Annotated in this window: 16 protein-coding genes and 1 pseudogene; 15 read left to right on the top strand and 2 right to left on the bottom strand. The window is 60.2% G+C overall.

Annotated elements, in window-relative coordinates; genetic code table 11:
* The 7 genes and pseudogenes from ACH2AT_RS03105 to nrdR all read left to right on the top strand — a co-directional run.
* A pseudogene (locus tag ACH2AT_RS03105) lies at positions 1-177 on the top strand (IS256 family transposase); the annotation flags it as partial.
* Positions 178-844: 667 nt separating this feature from the next.
* Positions 845-1,102: a helix-turn-helix domain-containing protein gene (locus tag ACH2AT_RS03100; RefSeq protein ID WP_394963530.1), complete on the top strand. Its 258-nt coding sequence runs from the start codon at positions 845-847 to the stop codon at positions 1,100-1,102.
* Between the two features lie 379 nt (positions 1,103-1,481).
* On the top strand, positions 1,482-2,801 hold the full coding sequence (locus ACH2AT_RS03095) for a uracil-xanthine permease family protein (protein WP_394963528.1): 1,320 nt from the start codon (positions 1,482-1,484) through the stop codon (positions 2,799-2,801).
* A 247-nt stretch (positions 2,802-3,048) separates the two neighbouring features.
* Complete coding sequence (locus ACH2AT_RS03090) at positions 3,049-4,326, top strand: aminotransferase class I/II-fold pyridoxal phosphate-dependent enzyme (RefSeq protein WP_394963526.1); 1,278 nt, start codon at positions 3,049-3,051, stop codon at positions 4,324-4,326.
* 127 nt (positions 4,327-4,453) lie between these two features.
* Complete coding sequence (locus tag ACH2AT_RS03085) at positions 4,454-4,738, top strand: autorepressor SdpR family transcription factor (protein WP_394963524.1); 285 nt, start codon at positions 4,454-4,456, stop codon at positions 4,736-4,738.
* Complete coding sequence (locus ACH2AT_RS03080; protein ID WP_394963522.1) at positions 4,722-5,771, top strand: SdpI family protein; 1,050 nt, start codon at positions 4,722-4,724, stop codon at positions 5,769-5,771. Before ACH2AT_RS03085 ends, ACH2AT_RS03080 begins: the two co-directional genes overlap by 17 nt.
* Before the next feature lie 97 nt (positions 5,772-5,868).
* Complete coding sequence (gene nrdR / locus ACH2AT_RS03075; protein WP_394963520.1) at positions 5,869-6,345, top strand: transcriptional regulator NrdR; 477 nt, start codon at positions 5,869-5,871, stop codon at positions 6,343-6,345.
* On the opposite strand, the gene ACH2AT_RS03070 is transcribed toward nrdR, so the two are convergent.
* Positions 6,325-6,693 (bottom strand): DUF4363 family protein, encoded by a 369-nt coding sequence (locus tag ACH2AT_RS03070; protein ID WP_394963518.1) that lies wholly within the window; start codon positions 6,691-6,693, stop codon positions 6,325-6,327. The two genes, nrdR and ACH2AT_RS03070, sit on opposite strands and share 21 nt — an antisense overlap.
* Before the next feature lie 33 nt (positions 6,694-6,726).
* Positions 6,727-7,404, bottom strand: coding sequence for a DUF421 domain-containing protein (locus ACH2AT_RS03065; protein ID WP_394963516.1), 678 nt, complete (start codon positions 7,402-7,404; stop codon positions 6,727-6,729).
* Between the two features lie 71 nt (positions 7,405-7,475).
* Between ACH2AT_RS03065 and ACH2AT_RS03060 the strand changes: the two genes are divergently transcribed.
* The 8 genes from ACH2AT_RS03060 to rapZ all read left to right on the top strand — a co-directional run bounded on the left by ACH2AT_RS03060 (position 7,476) and on the right by rapZ (position 15,686).
* Entirely contained in the window at positions 7,476-8,939 is a 1,464-nt protein-coding gene (locus ACH2AT_RS03060) for a spore germination protein (RefSeq protein ID WP_394963514.1), read from the top strand.
* Entirely contained in the window at positions 8,929-9,936 is a 1,008-nt protein-coding gene (locus ACH2AT_RS03055) for a GerAB/ArcD/ProY family transporter (protein ID WP_394963512.1), read from the top strand. Before ACH2AT_RS03060 ends, ACH2AT_RS03055 begins: the two co-directional genes overlap by 11 nt.
* Positions 9,933-10,961, top strand: a complete 1,029-nt coding sequence (locus ACH2AT_RS03050) for a hypothetical protein (RefSeq protein WP_394963510.1) — start codon at positions 9,933-9,935, stop codon at positions 10,959-10,961. Before ACH2AT_RS03055 ends, ACH2AT_RS03050 begins: the two co-directional genes overlap by 4 nt.
* A 225-nt stretch (positions 10,962-11,186) precedes the next feature.
* A complete protein-coding gene (hprK, locus tag ACH2AT_RS03045; RefSeq protein ID WP_177521538.1) occupies positions 11,187-12,119 on the top strand; it encodes an HPr(Ser) kinase/phosphatase in 933 nt (310 codons plus the stop codon).
* 21 nt (positions 12,120-12,140) lie between these two features.
* Positions 12,141-12,890, top strand: coding sequence for a phosphatase (locus ACH2AT_RS03040; protein ID WP_394963508.1), 750 nt, complete (start codon positions 12,141-12,143; stop codon positions 12,888-12,890).
* Positions 12,887-13,852, top strand: coding sequence for an ROK family protein (locus tag ACH2AT_RS03035; RefSeq protein WP_394963506.1), 966 nt, complete (start codon positions 12,887-12,889; stop codon positions 13,850-13,852). The genes ACH2AT_RS03040 and ACH2AT_RS03035 overlap by 4 nt, the downstream gene beginning before the upstream one ends.
* 36 nt (positions 13,853-13,888) lie before the next feature.
* Positions 13,889-14,794 (top strand): UDP-N-acetylmuramate dehydrogenase, encoded by a 906-nt coding sequence (gene murB / locus ACH2AT_RS03030; protein ID WP_394963504.1) that lies wholly within the window; start codon positions 13,889-13,891, stop codon positions 14,792-14,794.
* Between the two features lie 28 nt (positions 14,795-14,822).
* Positions 14,823-15,686, top strand: a complete 864-nt coding sequence (rapZ, locus tag ACH2AT_RS03025) for an RNase adapter RapZ (protein ID WP_394963502.1) — start codon at positions 14,823-14,825, stop codon at positions 15,684-15,686.
* The last annotated feature ends 14 nt before the right edge of the window (positions 15,687-15,700 follow it).

Below are 15,700 nucleotides of genomic sequence, written 5' to 3'. Positions count from 1 at the left end.
AACCGGGAGATCCGCCGCCGCACCCGTGTGGTGGGCAGTTTCCCGGACGGCAACTCCGCCCTCATGCTGGTCTGCGCCCGACTGCGCCATGTGGCCGGCACCCAGTGGGGCAACAAGAAGTACATGAACATGAAGCACCTGGAGGCTGCTTTTGAGGACGCCTCCATCGCTGGCTGACTTCACTCATGCCAGAGCCTGCAAACCATTTTGCGAAAAATACTTGACACTACCCAGGGGGTTCCTCCTTGTCTAGTGTGCGCGGCGAGCACACTAGACAAAGCCCACAGATTTCTCCGTATAATCGTGTATATAGTGTGGAGAGCAATGCACCACGGTGATTTTTTATCATCGCTGACGTCTTGACACAAGCCAATATAATCCGAACTTGTTTCCGACAGGAGATGGGTTCGGATTATTTGTTTTCTTCGATCGGTATGAGAAATCCCATTTCCTAATCTTACCTTACCAGCCGAAAAAGGGCAGTCTGCCGGTTTGTGGGGACAGCGGCACTTGAAGCATTTGAAAGAATACCGTTTTTTCGACTGAATAACTTATATCTGAAAAAGGTATTGACAAATTTCTAAATCGTGTTACCATTATTTCGTAAGTAGTAAGTAGTCAGTGATAACTGATAAGTAATAAGGAGGGCGACAAAATGAAAGATTTATCAATTACACAGGAGTACATGATTTGCACAGTAAACGGAAAAGGCACCATGTCAAGTTATAATCAAAAAGAGTGAAGCAGGAACGCTTGCAAAAGAAATGATTCAACATATTGAAGCTTTGGAGATGGCTGCAATTATTCCTACAATGTTCTCTAATATTTAACGAGGTTGATTGATATGTCAAGACAAAGAAGCATGGAGGTCATTGAAAATTCTGAATATGTAACAATTGGCGAATTAGTTAGACTTACAAATGTGCGATACAGCACATTAAAATATTATACAGAAGAAGGAATGCTGCCCTTTGAACAAGCAGAGGAAAATTTAACACGACGCTATAAGCGAGAGCAGAGTGTAGTGCAGATTCAGAGAATTAAGGATTTGCGACAAGAGGGGAAATCTATACTCGAAATTAAAACGATCTTAAAATTGTAAGTTCTTTCAAACCTTACTTAACTTATGTATGCCGCCGCATGGGGAATACCATAGCGGTAGCTTTTCGTATCTATCGGCTGTCTGCCGTCAAGGATCGGTCGATCCTGAACGCCGAAAATTTGTGAAAGAAAAGGCTTGCATTTTGTAAAAAGAATTGATATAATGTAAAAAATTTGCGAAGGAGGCGGCGAGCATGCGTGTCAAAAAGTTGGCCCTGCTGAACGTTTCGCTGGCTTTTTCGCCGGTGGTATTTCTACTTCCCCAAGAGGCATTGGTGCTTTAACACCAATGCCTCTTTTTTTGAGCTTTCTATAACGCCGGCGGCTTTCCGCAGGCTTTTTAGAATAGAGCAGCAAAGAGCAAGAGGAGGAAAATGTGAATGAATGAGAAAGTGAACGAGGGCATTTTTGACGCCCGCCAGCTGGGCGTGCCCAAGATGATCATCCTGGGCGTGCAGCACACCTTCGCCATGTTCGGCGCGACCGTTCTGGTGCCGCTGCTGACCGGCCTGAATGTGTCCACCACGCTGCTGTGCGCAGGCCTGGGCACCCTGCTGTTCCATCTGATCACCAAGGGCAAGGTTCCCGCTTTCCTGGGTTCGTCCTTCGCCTTCCTGGGCGGTTTTGCCATCGTGGCGCCCATGGCCGCCGACGGCACCCCCAACACCGAGATGCTGCCCTACGCCTGCGGCGGCGTTGTGTTCGCGGGTCTTGTCTATCTGGTGATGAGCCTGCTCATCACCGTGTTCGGCATCGGCCGCATCATGCGCTTCTTCCCGCCTGTGGTCACCGGCCCCATCATCATCGCCATCGGCCTGATCCTGGCCCCCAGCGCCATCACCAACTGCGCCACCAACTGGCTGCTGGCCTTCGTGGCCCTGGGCTCCGTTGTAGTCTGCAACATCTGGGGCAAGGGCATGGTCAAGATCCTGCCTATCCTGCTGGGCGTGCTGGTTTCCTACGTTGTGGCTCTGGTCACCGGCGCGGTGGACTTCACGCCCATCGCCCAGGCCGACTGGTTCGGCATCCCCATCCACACCAGCGCCCTGGCCAAGTTTGACATCTCCTCCACCCTGACCATCATGCCCATCGCTCTGGCCACCATGATGGAGCACATCGGCGACATCGCCGCCATCAGCGCCACCACCGGTAAGAACTACATCCGCGAGCCCGGCCTGAACAAGACCCTGCTGGGCGACGGCCTGGCCACCAGCATGGCCGGCTTACTGGGCGGCCCTGCCAACACCACCTACGGCGAGAACACCGGCGTGCTGGCCCTGACCAAGATCTACGATCCCCGCGTGATGCGTATCGCCGCTCTGTTCGCCATTCTGATGAGCTTCAGCCCCAAGTTTGACGCGGTCATCAACACCGTACCCACCGCCATCATCGGCGGCGTCTCCTTCATCCTCTACGGCATGATCAGCGCCATCGGTGTGCGCAACGTGGTGGAGAACCAGGTCGACTTCACCAACAGCCGCAACCTCATCATCGCCGCAGTCATCCTGGTGAGCGCTCTGGGCTTCAACAGCCTGGGCGGCCTGACCTTCCAGGTGGCCGGTGTGAGCATCACCCTGTCCGGCCTGGCCATCGCAGCCATCCTGGGCATCCTGCTGAACGCCATCCTGCCTGGCAACGACTATCAGTTCGACAAGGTGGACACCGAGACTGCCGAGAACCCCATGAACATGCAGGTGTGAGCCCGAGCCTCACTTCCCAAAAGCAAGCCAGCCCCGCCGTCCGGCGGGGCTGTTTCATGTTCGTTTGGCGCTTTCGTACCTGCAAAAGGGGCGCAAAATGCTTGTTTCCCAACTGAAATTGTACTATAATATCCGCATACGCTTTGGCAGCCGGGCTGCGCGGCAGGGGAAAGGCCGCGGTGCGGTGTGAGCAGACAGCCCGGCAGACGCATAAAGTGGAATATAATTCAAGAGGGGAATGGATGCAATGAAGGAGTACGGTTCCATGGACCGGGCCGCGCTGGAGGCAGAACTCGGCTTCCAGCAGAGCAAGTATGAAGCGTTCAAGCAGAAAGGCCTGAAGCTGGATATGTCCCGCGGCAAGCCCTGCCCGGAGCAGCTGGACCTTTCCGCCGACATGATGAGGCTGGAGAACTACATCGGCGAAAATGGTGTGGACACCCGGAACTACGGTTATCTGGAGGGCATTCCCGAGGCGCGGCGCTTCTTCGCCGACGTGATGCGCGTGCCCAGCCCCGAGCAGGTGCTGGTGTGCGGCAACTCCGCGCTGTCCATCATGTATTATCTCATCGACCTGGGCTGGCGTGCGGGCTTTGTGGACTCCATCCGCCCCTGGCGCTTCTGCACCAACATCAAGTTCCTCTGCCCGACCCCCGGCTATGACCGCCACTTCAAGGTCACCGAGTACTTCGGCTTCCAGCTGATCCCGGTGCCCATGCTGGAGACCGGCCCTGACATGGACGTGGTGGAGCGTCTTGTGAAGGATGACGACAGCGTCAAGGGCATCTGGTGCGTTCCTGTGTATTCCAACCCGGACGGATATTCCTACAGCGACGACACCGTGCGCCGCCTGGCCGCCATGGAGACCGCCGCGCCGGACTTCAAGATTTTCTGGGACGACGCCTACTGTGTGCACACCCTCACCGACGAGGTATATGAGGTGCTGCCCATTCTGGATGAATGCGCCAAAGCCGGTTATCCCGACCGGGCGATGATGTTCTGCTCCACCAGCAAGATGACCTTCCCCGGCGCGGGCGTTGCCGCCGTGGCCACCAGCCGCAGAAGCGTGGAGCACATCCTGAACAACATGAGCTCCATGATCATCAGCTACGACAAGATGAACCAGCTGCGCCACGTGCGCTTTTTGAAGGACCGCAAGGGCGTTCTGGAGCACATGGCAAAGCACCGGGCCATCATCGCGCCGAAGTTTGAACTTGTGCGGGAGATCTTCGCCCGCGACCTTGGCAGCTGCCCCGGCATCGCCCACTGGACCGACCCCAAGGGCGGCTACTTCCTGAGCCTTTACGTGATGGACGGCTGCGCCAAGCGCACGGTGGAGCTGTGCAAGCAGGCGGGCGTCGTGCTGACCCCCGCGGGCGCTGCTTACCCCTACGGCATCGACCCCCACGACCATCACCTGCGCATTGCGCCCACCTATCCCAGCTTCGCAGAGCTGGAGCAGGCCGCGACGCTGCTGTGCATCTGTGTGCGCATCGCAACGCTGGAAAAACTGCTGGCCAAATAGATCCGCGCCTCAAAGGGCCGCTCTCCGGAAGGAGGGCGGCTCTTGTTGTTCATTTCCATTGACAAGGCGAAAGGGCGGTGCTATATTATAATTAACAGTTAAGTTAAATATTAAATGAGGTGACGCCATGGCGATGCAAGACACACTGCGGGCCCTTGCCGACCCCACCCGGCGGGAGATATTGGCGCTCCTGCGGGCCGGCCCGCTGACGGCGGGGCAGATCGCTGAAAAGTTCCCGGTGTCGGCGGCGGCCATCTCCCGCCACCTTTCGGTGCTGAAAGAGGCTGACCTTGTGCGGGACCAGCGGGAAGGGAAATATATCTATTATGAACTGAACGCGTCGGTGCTGGAGGAGATCCTTCTCTGGCTCACCACACTGAAAGGGGAGGAAAAGGATGAAACGATTGAATAAACGCAAGGCGCTGGCCGGCTCCGCGCTCATCCTGCTGCCTGCGCTGGCTGGCATTGGGATGTGGGAGCGGCTGCCCGGCTGGAGCGGCCCCGCAAAGCTCGCGTTCTGCCTGGGGACGCCTGCCGCCATGCTGGCGGCTCACTGGCTGTGCCTGCTTCTTACCTTTCACACCAACCGGCACAACGGCCAGAGCAAAAAGGCACTGGAACTGGTCTACTGGCTGCTGCCCTGCATTTCGCTTTTTTACTGCGCCGGCGCCTGGGCTGTGGCGCGGGACGTAAAATTGGGCTGGGAGCGCCTTGTGCCCGCAAGCCTCGGCCTGATGTTCCTCGTCATCGGCAACTACATGCCCAAAATGAAGCAGAACCCCACGCTGGGCATCCGCCTGCCCTGGACGCTGGCCAACGAAGAAAACTGGAACCGGACCCACCGCATAGGCGGCAAAGTGTGGGTGGCGGGCGGCCTTGTGCTGCTGCTTGTCTGCCTTTTGCCAGGGGCCGCCATGGCCGCGGGGATGCTGGCTGCCATTCTCGTTCTGGCGGCGGTGCCCTGTGTTTATTCCTACTGGCTTTACCGCAAACAGGTCCGGGATGGCAGCTGGAACGGCAGCCTGTTCCGCTCCAAAGCGGACCGTGCCGTAACGGGCGTCGTCCTTGTGATCCTGGCCGTCGCCGTGGTGGGCACGCCGGTGCTCCTTTTCACGGGAGACATCCGCTATACCGTGGGAGAGAATGCTCTGAGCATCGAAGCAAGCTACTGGCCCGACACTGAGATAAACTACGCCGACGTGGAGAGCATCGAATATGCCGAAGGCATCCCTGCCGGGAACCGCGTCAACGGGTTCGGCTCGCCCCGCCTTTCCTTGGGCTCTTTTCGCAACGACGCTTTCGGCTCCTACACCCGTTATGCCTACACCGGCTGTGACGCCTGCATCGTGATGCAGGCACAGGGGAAGACCGTGGTGCTCAGCGGCGCGGACGAAGCGGCCACAAAGGCGCTGTACGAAGAACTGAACAGCAGAATTTTTGGCTGAAAATCTTTTCTTTGCGGGAAAATATGCTATACTGTTTGCATATTGATTCAACGGCGGCGCTCCGCCCGCCCACTCACCAGCCAAGGAGGAAACTGCCATGAAATGTCCGTACTGCGGCGAACTGGATTCCAAGGTGATCGATTCCCGCCCCACCGAGGACGGAGAGAAGATCCGCCGCCGCCGGGAGTGCCTGAGCTGCGCCAAGCGCTTCACGACCTACGAGATCGTGGAGACCGTGCCCCTGATGGTGGTCAAGCGGGACCGCTCCCGCGAGGCCTTTGACCGCCAGAAGCTGCTGGGCGGCATGCTGCGCGCCAGTGAGAAGCGGGAGGTCAGCTACCAGACGCTGGAATCGGCGGTGGACCGCATCGAGCAGACGCTGCTGAACAGCTATGAGCGGGAGGTCACCTCCATGCACATCGGCGAGCTGGCCATGGATGAACTGAAAAAGATCGACGAAGTGGCCTATGTGCGCTTTGCCTCGGTCTACCGGCAGTTCAGCGACATCAACACCTTCATGGACGAACTGAAAGACATGCTCAACGGCCATTCCTCAAAGCATGCTGAAAAATAAATGCCCGGTCATCAGGATCTGCGTGCGGGCTTTTCCAAGTTCGCTCTGCAGGTCCTGTTGGTTATCCGGGCCCACATAAGCCGACAGCCCGCCCAGGCACATGGCGATGCCGCTGAGATAGTCCCGCTTGATGAACAGCGCCATCCAGTGCTCCCGCCGGGAGAAAAAGCTGTTCATCCCCTCTATTACCTCCAGCGCCGCCTCATAGTCTCCGGCGGCGTTGAAGGCCCCTATCCTGTCCAGGTCATTTAAAAGCGCGTCGTTGGTGGTCTGCACCAGGATGCTGCTGGCCACGATGAGCACCGCGAGAAAAGCCAGCAGCCCGAAGGCTGCGCGCACCCGTTTCATCGAATCATCCTTTCTGACCGAGAGCCGCTGGTTTCAGCGGCTCTCTTTTTTGACCAGCTGCACCTGGCCGGAGTCGTCCCCCAGCAGCAAAAGCACCTGCCGCAGGCTGCATTTGTTCTGCCGCAGCACCTTGTCAAGCCACTTTTCGTTTCTGCCGCACCAGGCCAGATTGTCCGCCAGCACCCGCCCGTCGATCACGAGCGGCACCATGGGCGTTCGCGCTTCAGACGGCGGCACCTGCATATCCTCCCGGGTGGGGGTGTCCTTCTGCGGCATCCGGCTCACGCTCAGGGTGCCGTTGGTCTCCACCAGGGCGTAGTTTACTTCCGATGGGTCGAAAATATCCTTGCCTCGCAGCGCTTCCAGCAGGTCACTGGCGCTGAACCGAAGCTCCCGCAGGGTCTTCTGGTCGATCTTGCCGCCCCGTATCACCGCCACCGGCGTGCCGGACAATAGCTTTGCCGCCGTGGGGCTCATATAGCAAAGCGCAGAGGAAAACAGTTCCAGCACCACGATCAGGCAGACGGGCGCAAGGCTTGCCGCCAGCGGCACCTCGGGGGATTCAATGGAAATGGAAGCGAGGTTGGAGATGAGAATGGTGGACACCAGCTCCGAGGGCTGCAGTTCCCCCAGCTGACGTTTGCCCATCAGCCGCATGGCGGCCACGATGAGCAGATAGATCATCAATGTGCGCAGCACGAGCACCAGCATACAAAACTCCTCCCGGCAAATGGTTTTGACACGGCGGACGCGGGGCATACTAAGCAGCGAGGTGAAGAACGATGCCGCGACCCCTGACTGATTCGCTGGATGCGAATGTTGCCCGCCTGAAAGAGATGTTTGGCAATTCCGCCGACCTGTATGCAAAACCTGTCAACGTGCGGGGCGTGCCCTGCTGCCTGTGTTTTTTTGAGGGGCTTTCCACCCTGGAACGGCTGTGGGTGGTGATGCTCTCGATGCTGAACGAGAGCCATTTTGAGCCCTCAAACGGCAGGGAATTGTTCAACTACATCCAGCACCAGACCGACCTGCCGGTAGAAAATGCGCCTGTGGAGGACTTCGACGCGCTGCGCACCCAGCTGACAGCGGGCACCACCGTGATGCTCATCGACGGATGCCGTAAAGCTGTTGTGCTTTCCACCCAGAACATGCAGTTCCGCTCGGTGCAGGAGCCCTCCGGCGAAGGGGACATCCGCGGCTCACGGGAAGGTTTCTGCGACCTTTTGCGCATCAATGTCAGCCTTGTGCGGCGGCTGGTGCGCACCGGATCGCTCACCATCAAAATCTTTCCCGCGGGCAGGCGCACCGGCACCGAGGTGGCCATGCTGTACGACCGAACGCTTGCAAAGCCGGGATTCGTCGAAGCCATCGAGCAAAAACTCCAGGCGGTGGACCTGCCCGTGCTGTTTGACAGCGGGTATCTTGCGCCCTATCTCCAGCGGGGCAGCTTCAGCTTCTTTCAGGAGGTGGGCTATACCGAGCGCCCCGTGACCGCCGCCGCCAAAATATGCGAGGGGAAAATCGTAGTTCTTGTGAACGCAAGCCCCTTCGCGATGATCGTGCCGTATTTTTTCAATGAAAACTTCCAAAGCCTGGATGATTATGCCGGCAAGGCCTACTTCGCCAGCGCCGTACGGCTGCTCAAGTATACGGCGTTCTTTTTGTCGGTGCTGCTGCCGGGCCTGTTCGTCTCCATCGCGGAGTACACCCCGGAGCTGTTCCCGCCCCAGCTTCTTTACAAGGTGGCTGCCGCCGAGACAGCCACCCCTCTGCCGCTGTTTATGGAGATGATGCTGGTCATCGTCCTTTTGGAGATCATCCGGGAGGCCGGCCTGCGCCTGCCCAAGCCCATCGGACACTCGGTGAGCCTCGTGGCGGCGCTCATCGTGGGAGACGCGGCCACCAAGGCGGGCATCATGAGCACGCCGGTGCTCATCGTAGCGGCCCTGACCACCATCTCCATCTTCGTCATCCCGTCGCTGTATGAGCCCGCCACGGTCCTGCGGGTGCTGTTCGTGCTGGCGGGCGGCCTGTTCGGGCCCTTTGGCCTGGTGACCATGTTTTTCCTGATGCTGGTGAGCATCTGCGGCATGCACTCCTTCGGCGTGCCCTACACATCGCCGCTGGTGCCCTTTGGCCGCAGCGCCCTGCGGGACGGCCTTTTGCGCATGCCCTGGCAGCGGCTGGCGAGCCATCCCTTCGATGTGAACGACCTGCCCGGTGGTGAGGAAAACTATGGATCGTGAGTTCGTTTTTGAGCGAAAGCAGGCGGGAACGCTGGTCCTGGCTGCTTTTTTGACCGACAGCTTCATCCAGCCTTTCGGCCGGCAGATGGAAGTGCTGCCCGCACGCACGGCTATTCTGTCGGGGGCGCTGCAGTTTGCCTTTCTGTGCGCGGTGATGGCGGCCTACCTGCGGTGGTGCGGTGGCGGAAAGCCAGGGCCCGTCCGCTCGCTGCTTTTGTGCGGTGCGCTGGTGCTCTCCATCGCGCTGGAGGTCATCCAGGGAGAACGGTTCTATAACTATGTGATGCAGCAGCAGCTGACGGCGCTTCTGTTCTTGATCCTGGTGTTCGGCGCGGCCTATTACGGCGCCTTTGCCGGAGTGCAGGCACTGGGGCGGGCGGCCTGGCCCGTGCTTGCGCTGGCGGCGGCGTCGGTGCTGGTGCTGGGCTGGTCGGTGGCCGGGCAGATGCAGTTCAGCCGCCTTCAAACGCCGACGGCCAGCGCGGGAACGCTGGCACAGTTGGCGCTGACGCGCTTTTACCTGCCGCCGGAACTGCTGCTTTTTCCCTTTTTATGCCCCAAAGGCGGAAGCAGCCGGGGCGCCGCAAAAATCATCGGAGCTGTATTTTTGGCAAATGGTCTCTTGGCCCTGCTGGGGGAGATGACCCTGGGCGCGGCATATACCAGCGAAAGCCAGCCAGTCTACACCATTGCGCGGCTGGGCGGCCTGTCGGTGTTCCGCCGGCTGGACGCACTGCATGTGGGGGTGTGGCTGCTGTTGTTCCTCATCAAGATAAGCCTGTATTTTGCCGGATTCATCAAACTCTGGCAGAACGTTAAGCCGTGTAAAGGCCATTGCCCTTACTGGGTGGCGCTGGCGGCTGTGATGGTGGTGTTTCTGGCAGCCTGGAACCAGAACGAATCGGCGGCAATGGCCGTTCAGCAGATCCTGCTGGCGCTCGCGCTGCTGGCGGCGCCGCTGAACCGTCTTTGGAATGAGAGGGGGAGGAACGCATGAAACGCTGGCTGGTTTGCCTCGCCCTGCTGGGGACGGCGCTTTTGGCCGGATGCACGAGCAGCGGACTGGGCGACCGTGTTTCGGTGAAAGCGGTGTATGTGGAGAAGGAGCGGCAGTATGAGGCGCGGCTGCTGGTGCTGGAGGCCACCCCCAACGCCGACACCGGCCAGGTGAGCGAGCAGGCCCGCTGCCTTTCCGGGCGCGGGGAAACGGTGTATGAGGCGCTGCTGGACGCCGAGCAGAGCGAGAGCCGCCGCCTTTTTTACGGCCAGAGCGAACTGCTCTTTATTGGGCCGAAGCTGATGAGTGAGGGCGTGTTCGATGCCTGCCGCTACCTTGCCAGCAACACCAGCGGCAGGCCGAACATGGCGGTCTACGGGCTGGACGCGGGCCCCGCCGCCTTTGAAAAGCTGCAGGAAAAGGGGGCCGATTTTCTCTCCAGCGTGCAGCAGCTGGAAAAGCGCGGCCTTTTCAGGACCTTTCTCTACCAGTTCAGCGTGCAGAGCGGCAGCGGCGTCATCCCGGGCCTTTCGGTGCAGGAGGGAAACGCCGTCTTTGAAAAGCTGACCCTTTACCGTGAGGGAAAGCCCGACGCCGTCTGGAAGGGTGCAGAGGCACAGCTGGCCCGGCTGCTGGCTGGCCAGGCAAAAGCGCTGGAACTTACGCTGGAACCGCTCTCGGTGAGCTTCCAGGTGCGCTCGCCCAAACTGCGCTTTGAGCCCTCGTTTGCCGAAGGGGGCATGGAGCTCTCGGTGCATTTCAGCGGCGATATCCAGAGGCTGGTGAGCCCGGAAGGCGCCGCGCTGCCCGGGCAGGACCGGCAGCTGGAGCAGGCCATCGACGAAGAGGTGAAAGGCCTGCTGGAGGAACTGGTGGCCGACACACTGGGCCGCCGGAACGACGTGTTTCTCCTGCGCAGCCGCTTCGCAAATCTGGACGAGGCGCTCTGCCGGGCAACGGAAGAAGACGGGCGCATGTTCCGGCCCGGCGCGGTGAGCTTTTACTGCCTGCTGCGGATGGTGTGAAAACAGCGCGGTGCGAGCCGGCTGCCCCAAGGAGCGGCCGGCTCGTTCTCTGTGATGGGATACAAAAATCCATCCCGCACCGATTGAGAATTGCCATTCCCGGATGTATATTATATAATGAGTTTATATGCAGGCAGGCGTGGGCCGTTCCGCCTGCGCGGACCGGCAAAGACGGGCTTTGCGGCGCCCGTCCGGGCCCTGCCAAAAAAAGAAAGGGTGTTCTGAATGCCAGCGTTTTCCGTACCACTGAGCGAACTTGCAGCCACCTTGAAAATGGATACCATCTATGCGCCCAAGGAACTGTCCGACATTCCCATCTACACCGCGGATGTGAACCGTCCGGGCATCATGCTGGCGGGATACTACCAGTATTTTGACGCCAGCCGCATCCAGATCTGCGGCATGGTGGAGATCTCCTATCTGAAGGAGCTGCCCGAGGCGGACCGCCGCCGCCATCTGGAAAAGATGCTCTCGCTGAAGCCGCCCGCGGTCATCATCAGCCGCGGGCTGGAAGTCCTGCCGGAATTCCTGGAGTTTGCCCGCCAGTATGAGGTGCCGCTGCTGGTCTCCACCGAGAGCACCTCCACGCTGCTCAGCTCCCTCATCAACATCCTGAACGTGGAACTGGCCCCCCGCGTGACCCGTCACGGCGTGTTCGTGGAGGTCTACGGCGAAGGCATCCTGATTTTGGGCGACAGCGGGGTGGGCAAGAGCGAGACCGCCGTGGAGCTGGTGAAGCGCGGCCACCGTCTGGTGGCGGACGACGCGGTGGAACTGCGCAAAACTTCCAACCGCACCATCGTGGGCACCGCGCCGGAGAATATCCGCCACTTCATCGAACTGCGGGGCATCGGCATCGTGAACGTAGCCCGCGTGTTCGGCATCGGCGCGGTCAAGGTCAGCGAGCGGGTGGACCTGGTGGTCCAGCTGGAGCCCTGGGACAAGACCAAGAATTACGACCGCACCGGTCTGGAAAACGACACCTACGACATCCTGGGCGTGCAGATCCCCTGCACGGTGATCCCTGTCATGCCCGGGCGCAACCTGGCGGTCATTCTGGAAACGGCGGCCATCAACAACCGCCAGAAAAAGATGGGCTACAACGCGGCCAAGGAGCTGCTGGCCCGCCTCGGCCTTGAGGACGACGTGGGCATTTAACGGGAAAGGAAGCATAGAATTTTGTATCGTATCGCTGCGGACCTGCACACGCACACCCTTGTGTCCAACCATGCCTTCAACACCATCACCGAGATGGCGCGGGCGGCGAAGGAGATGGGTTACTGCGCCCTTGCGGTCACCGACCACGGGACGGCCATGCCGGACTCGCCCCATATCTGGTATTTCTACAATATCCGCCGCCTGCCGGACGTGCTGGAAGGCATCCCGGTGCTGAAAGGCGCGGAGGCCAACGTGATGGATGTGAACGGCACGCTGGACCTTCCATCGGAAGTGCTGAACGGGCTGGACTGGGTCATCGCCTCCATACACACCGACTGCCTGCCCGGCACGCTCACGGTGGAACAGGCCACGGACCTCTGGCTCAAAGTTGCCGAAAACCCGGCAGTGGACATGATCGGCCATTCCGAGCAGGCCAGGCATGTCTACGATTACGAGCGGGTGGCAAAAGTGTTTGCCGAGCGTCGCAAGGTGGTGGAGCTCAACGGCAACTCCTGGGCGGTGCGCCCGGAAGGAGCGGGCAATATGAAGGCGCTGGCGCTGGCCTGCAAAAAGGCCGGCTGCCCGGTGGCGCTGAATTCCGACGCCCATTCCATCTATCAGATGCAGGCGGGGGTAGGGCGCCTGGTCCGGCTGCTGGAGGAGATAGACTTCCCCGAGGAGCTGGTGGTCAACTCTTCGCCCCGGCGGCTTTTGGAGGAACTGAAACTGCACAATAAACCTGTTGTGGAACGTATAGGAGGAATATTATGAAAAAGTACACCATCGGCGTCGATCTGGGCGGCACCACCATCACCGCGGGCATCGTGGACGAGGACTGCCACATCATTGCCAAGTCCACCTGCGCCACCGACCTGCCTCAGCCTCAGGAAGCCATCGAGCAGAAGATCGCCGACCTCTGCAAGCGGGTGCTCGCCGAGAATCAGCTCTCCTTCGACGACATCCAGTGGGTGGGCATCGGCACCCCCGGCAGCGTGAACAGCCAGCTGGGCGTGGTGGACTTCAACGCGAACTTCGGCTACCGCGATTGGGAGCTGCAGCGCCACATGGAGGAGCTGCTGCCCTGCCAGGTGTTCATCGAAAACGACGCCAACGCGGCGGCCTACGGCGAATACATAGCCGGCGGCGCGAAGGGCGCGCGCTATGCGGTGGTCATCACCCTGGGCACCGGCATCGGCGGCGGCATCATCATCGACGGCAAGATCTTCGCCGGCTTCAACTATGCCGGCGCGGAACTGGGCCACATGGTCATCCAGAAGGACGGCCGTCCCTGCATGTGCGGGCGCAACGGCTGCTGGGAGAAGTACGCTTCCGCCCGGGCCCTCACCGAGGACACCAGGGCCGCCCTGCTCTCTCACCCGGACAACATGATGTGGAAGCTGGTGGACGGCGACATCAACAACACCAACGCCAAGACCGCTTTTGAGGGCATGCGCGCCGGCGACGAGCTGGCCAAGCGCCTCATCGACAAGTACGTGGAGTACGTCGCCTGCGGCCTGACCAACGTCATCAACATTTTCCAGCCGGAGATCGTCTGCATTGGGGGCGGCGTCTCCCGCGAGGGCGAGACCCTGCTGGACCCGGTGCGCCGCCAGGTGGACTGGGAGGACTACGCCCGCGACGGCAAACGCCGCGTGAAGATCAAATCCGCCGAGCTGTTCAACGACGCCGGCGTGGTGGGCGCCGCCCGCCTGGGCGATCAGGTCAAGACCTGAGCCTCGCAAAAATCAATCGTTCGGAGGCTGAGCGCAGTGGAGCAGATAGAAGCCCTGTGTCGGGAACTGAAAAAAAGGAACATCGATTTTCTTCGGGATGAGCCGCTGTCAAAGCACACCAGCTTTCGCATCGGCGGCCCGGCCAGGGTGTTCTGCACCCCCAAAGACAGCGAACAGATGGCCGGGGCGGTCGGGCTGTGCCGTCAGCACGGCATACGCCATTATCTCCTCGGCAAAGGCTCCAACGTCCTGTTTTCCGATGCCGGATTCGACGGCGCCGTGCTGAACACCGCGGCCATGGCCGGCGCGCCCCGCTTTGAGGGAACGGACGTTTATGCCGACGCCGGCCTCGGGCTGAACACTCTGTGCAAGGCCGCGGCCGCCCGGGGCCTTTCGGGGCTGGAGTTTGCCTTCGGCATCCCCGGCAGCGTGGGCGGCGCGGTGTACATGAACGCCGGCGCTTACGGCGGCGAGATGCGGGATGTGCTCACCGCCGTGACCTTTCTGGACGAAACGGGCACAGTTCGCACGCTGCCCGCCGGGGAGTTGGAGCTGGGCTACCGCACCAGCATTTTCGAGCGCACCGGCTGGCATGTCCTCAGCGCGCAGCTGCGCCTTGTTCCAGGTGACCCGGCGCAGATCGAGGCGGCCATGCAGGAGCTGATGGCCCGCCGTGTGGAAAAGCAGCCGCTGGACTACCCCAGCGCGGGCAGCGCCTTCAAACGCCCGCAGGGCGCCTTTGCCGGCGCGCTCATCCAGCAGTGCGGCCTGCGGGGCGCACGGGTGGGCGGCGCCGCCATCAGCGAAAAGCACTGCGGCTTTATCGTGAATCTGGGCGGGGCGACCTGCGCCGATGTTCTGGCGCTGGCGGACCTTGTCTGCAACACAGTGAAAGAACAGACCGGCTACACGCTGGAAAAGGAGATCCGGGTGGTGGAGTGAGCCCCGGAAAGAAAAAGGGAAGAGCAAAATGGAACTTCTGATCGTGACGGGTCTTTCCGGCGCCGGCAAATCGCTGACGATGAATGTGCTGGAAGACATCGGCTATTTCTGCATCGACAACATCCCGGCGGGGCTGATGCCCCGGCTTGTGGATTTTGCCCAGCAGGGCGAGAATATGCTGCAAAAGGTGGCCGTTGTGCTGGACGTGCGCGGCTGCCGCAGTGCCGCCGATGTGGAGGCAGCGCTGGATGGGCTGGACAGGTGCGGCGTGAACTACCGCATCCTGTTTCTGGACTGCTCCGAGGAAGTGCTTCAACGCCGCTACAAGGAGACCCGCCGCATCCACCCTCTGACCAGCTACGAAGGGGTGCCCACCACCCGCGCCATCGCAATGGAGCGGGAAGTGCTGCGCCCCCTTTTCGAGCGGGCGGATTTTGTGCTGGACACTTCGCTTTTGTCGCCCGCGCAGAATAAAGAGCGCATCTGCAGCCTGTTCTTGCAGGAAGAAACAGAGGGGATGGTGCTGAACGTCGTCTCCTTCGGCTTCAAATATGGCCTGCCCAAGGAAGCGGACATCGTTTTTGACGTGCGCTGCCTGCCCAATCCCTTTTATATCCCGGAACTCAAGCCCCTCACCGGCCTGGACCAGGCAGTGGTGGACTATGTGATGAGCTTCGAGGAGTCAAAAGAGCTTTTGCGCCGCATCCAGTCTCTGCTGGAATACTCGCTGCCTCTCTATGTCAAGGAGGGCAAAAGCCAGCTGACCATCGCGGTGGGCTGCACCGGCGGCAAGCACCGCTCCATCACCTTTGCCCGGCTCATCGGCCAGTTCTGCACGGGCCTTGGCTATCATCCCGCGCTTCATCATCGGGATGCGGGCCGTACTGCTTGAAAGACCCGTATCTT

Origin of the sequence: Candidatus Allofournierella excrementigallinarum, assembly GCF_944388085.1 — a bacterium.
GTDB lineage: Bacteria > Bacillota > Clostridia > Oscillospirales > Ruminococcaceae > Allofournierella_A > Allofournierella_A excrementigallinarum.
This window is presented reverse-complemented; position numbering and strand designations above follow the sequence as displayed.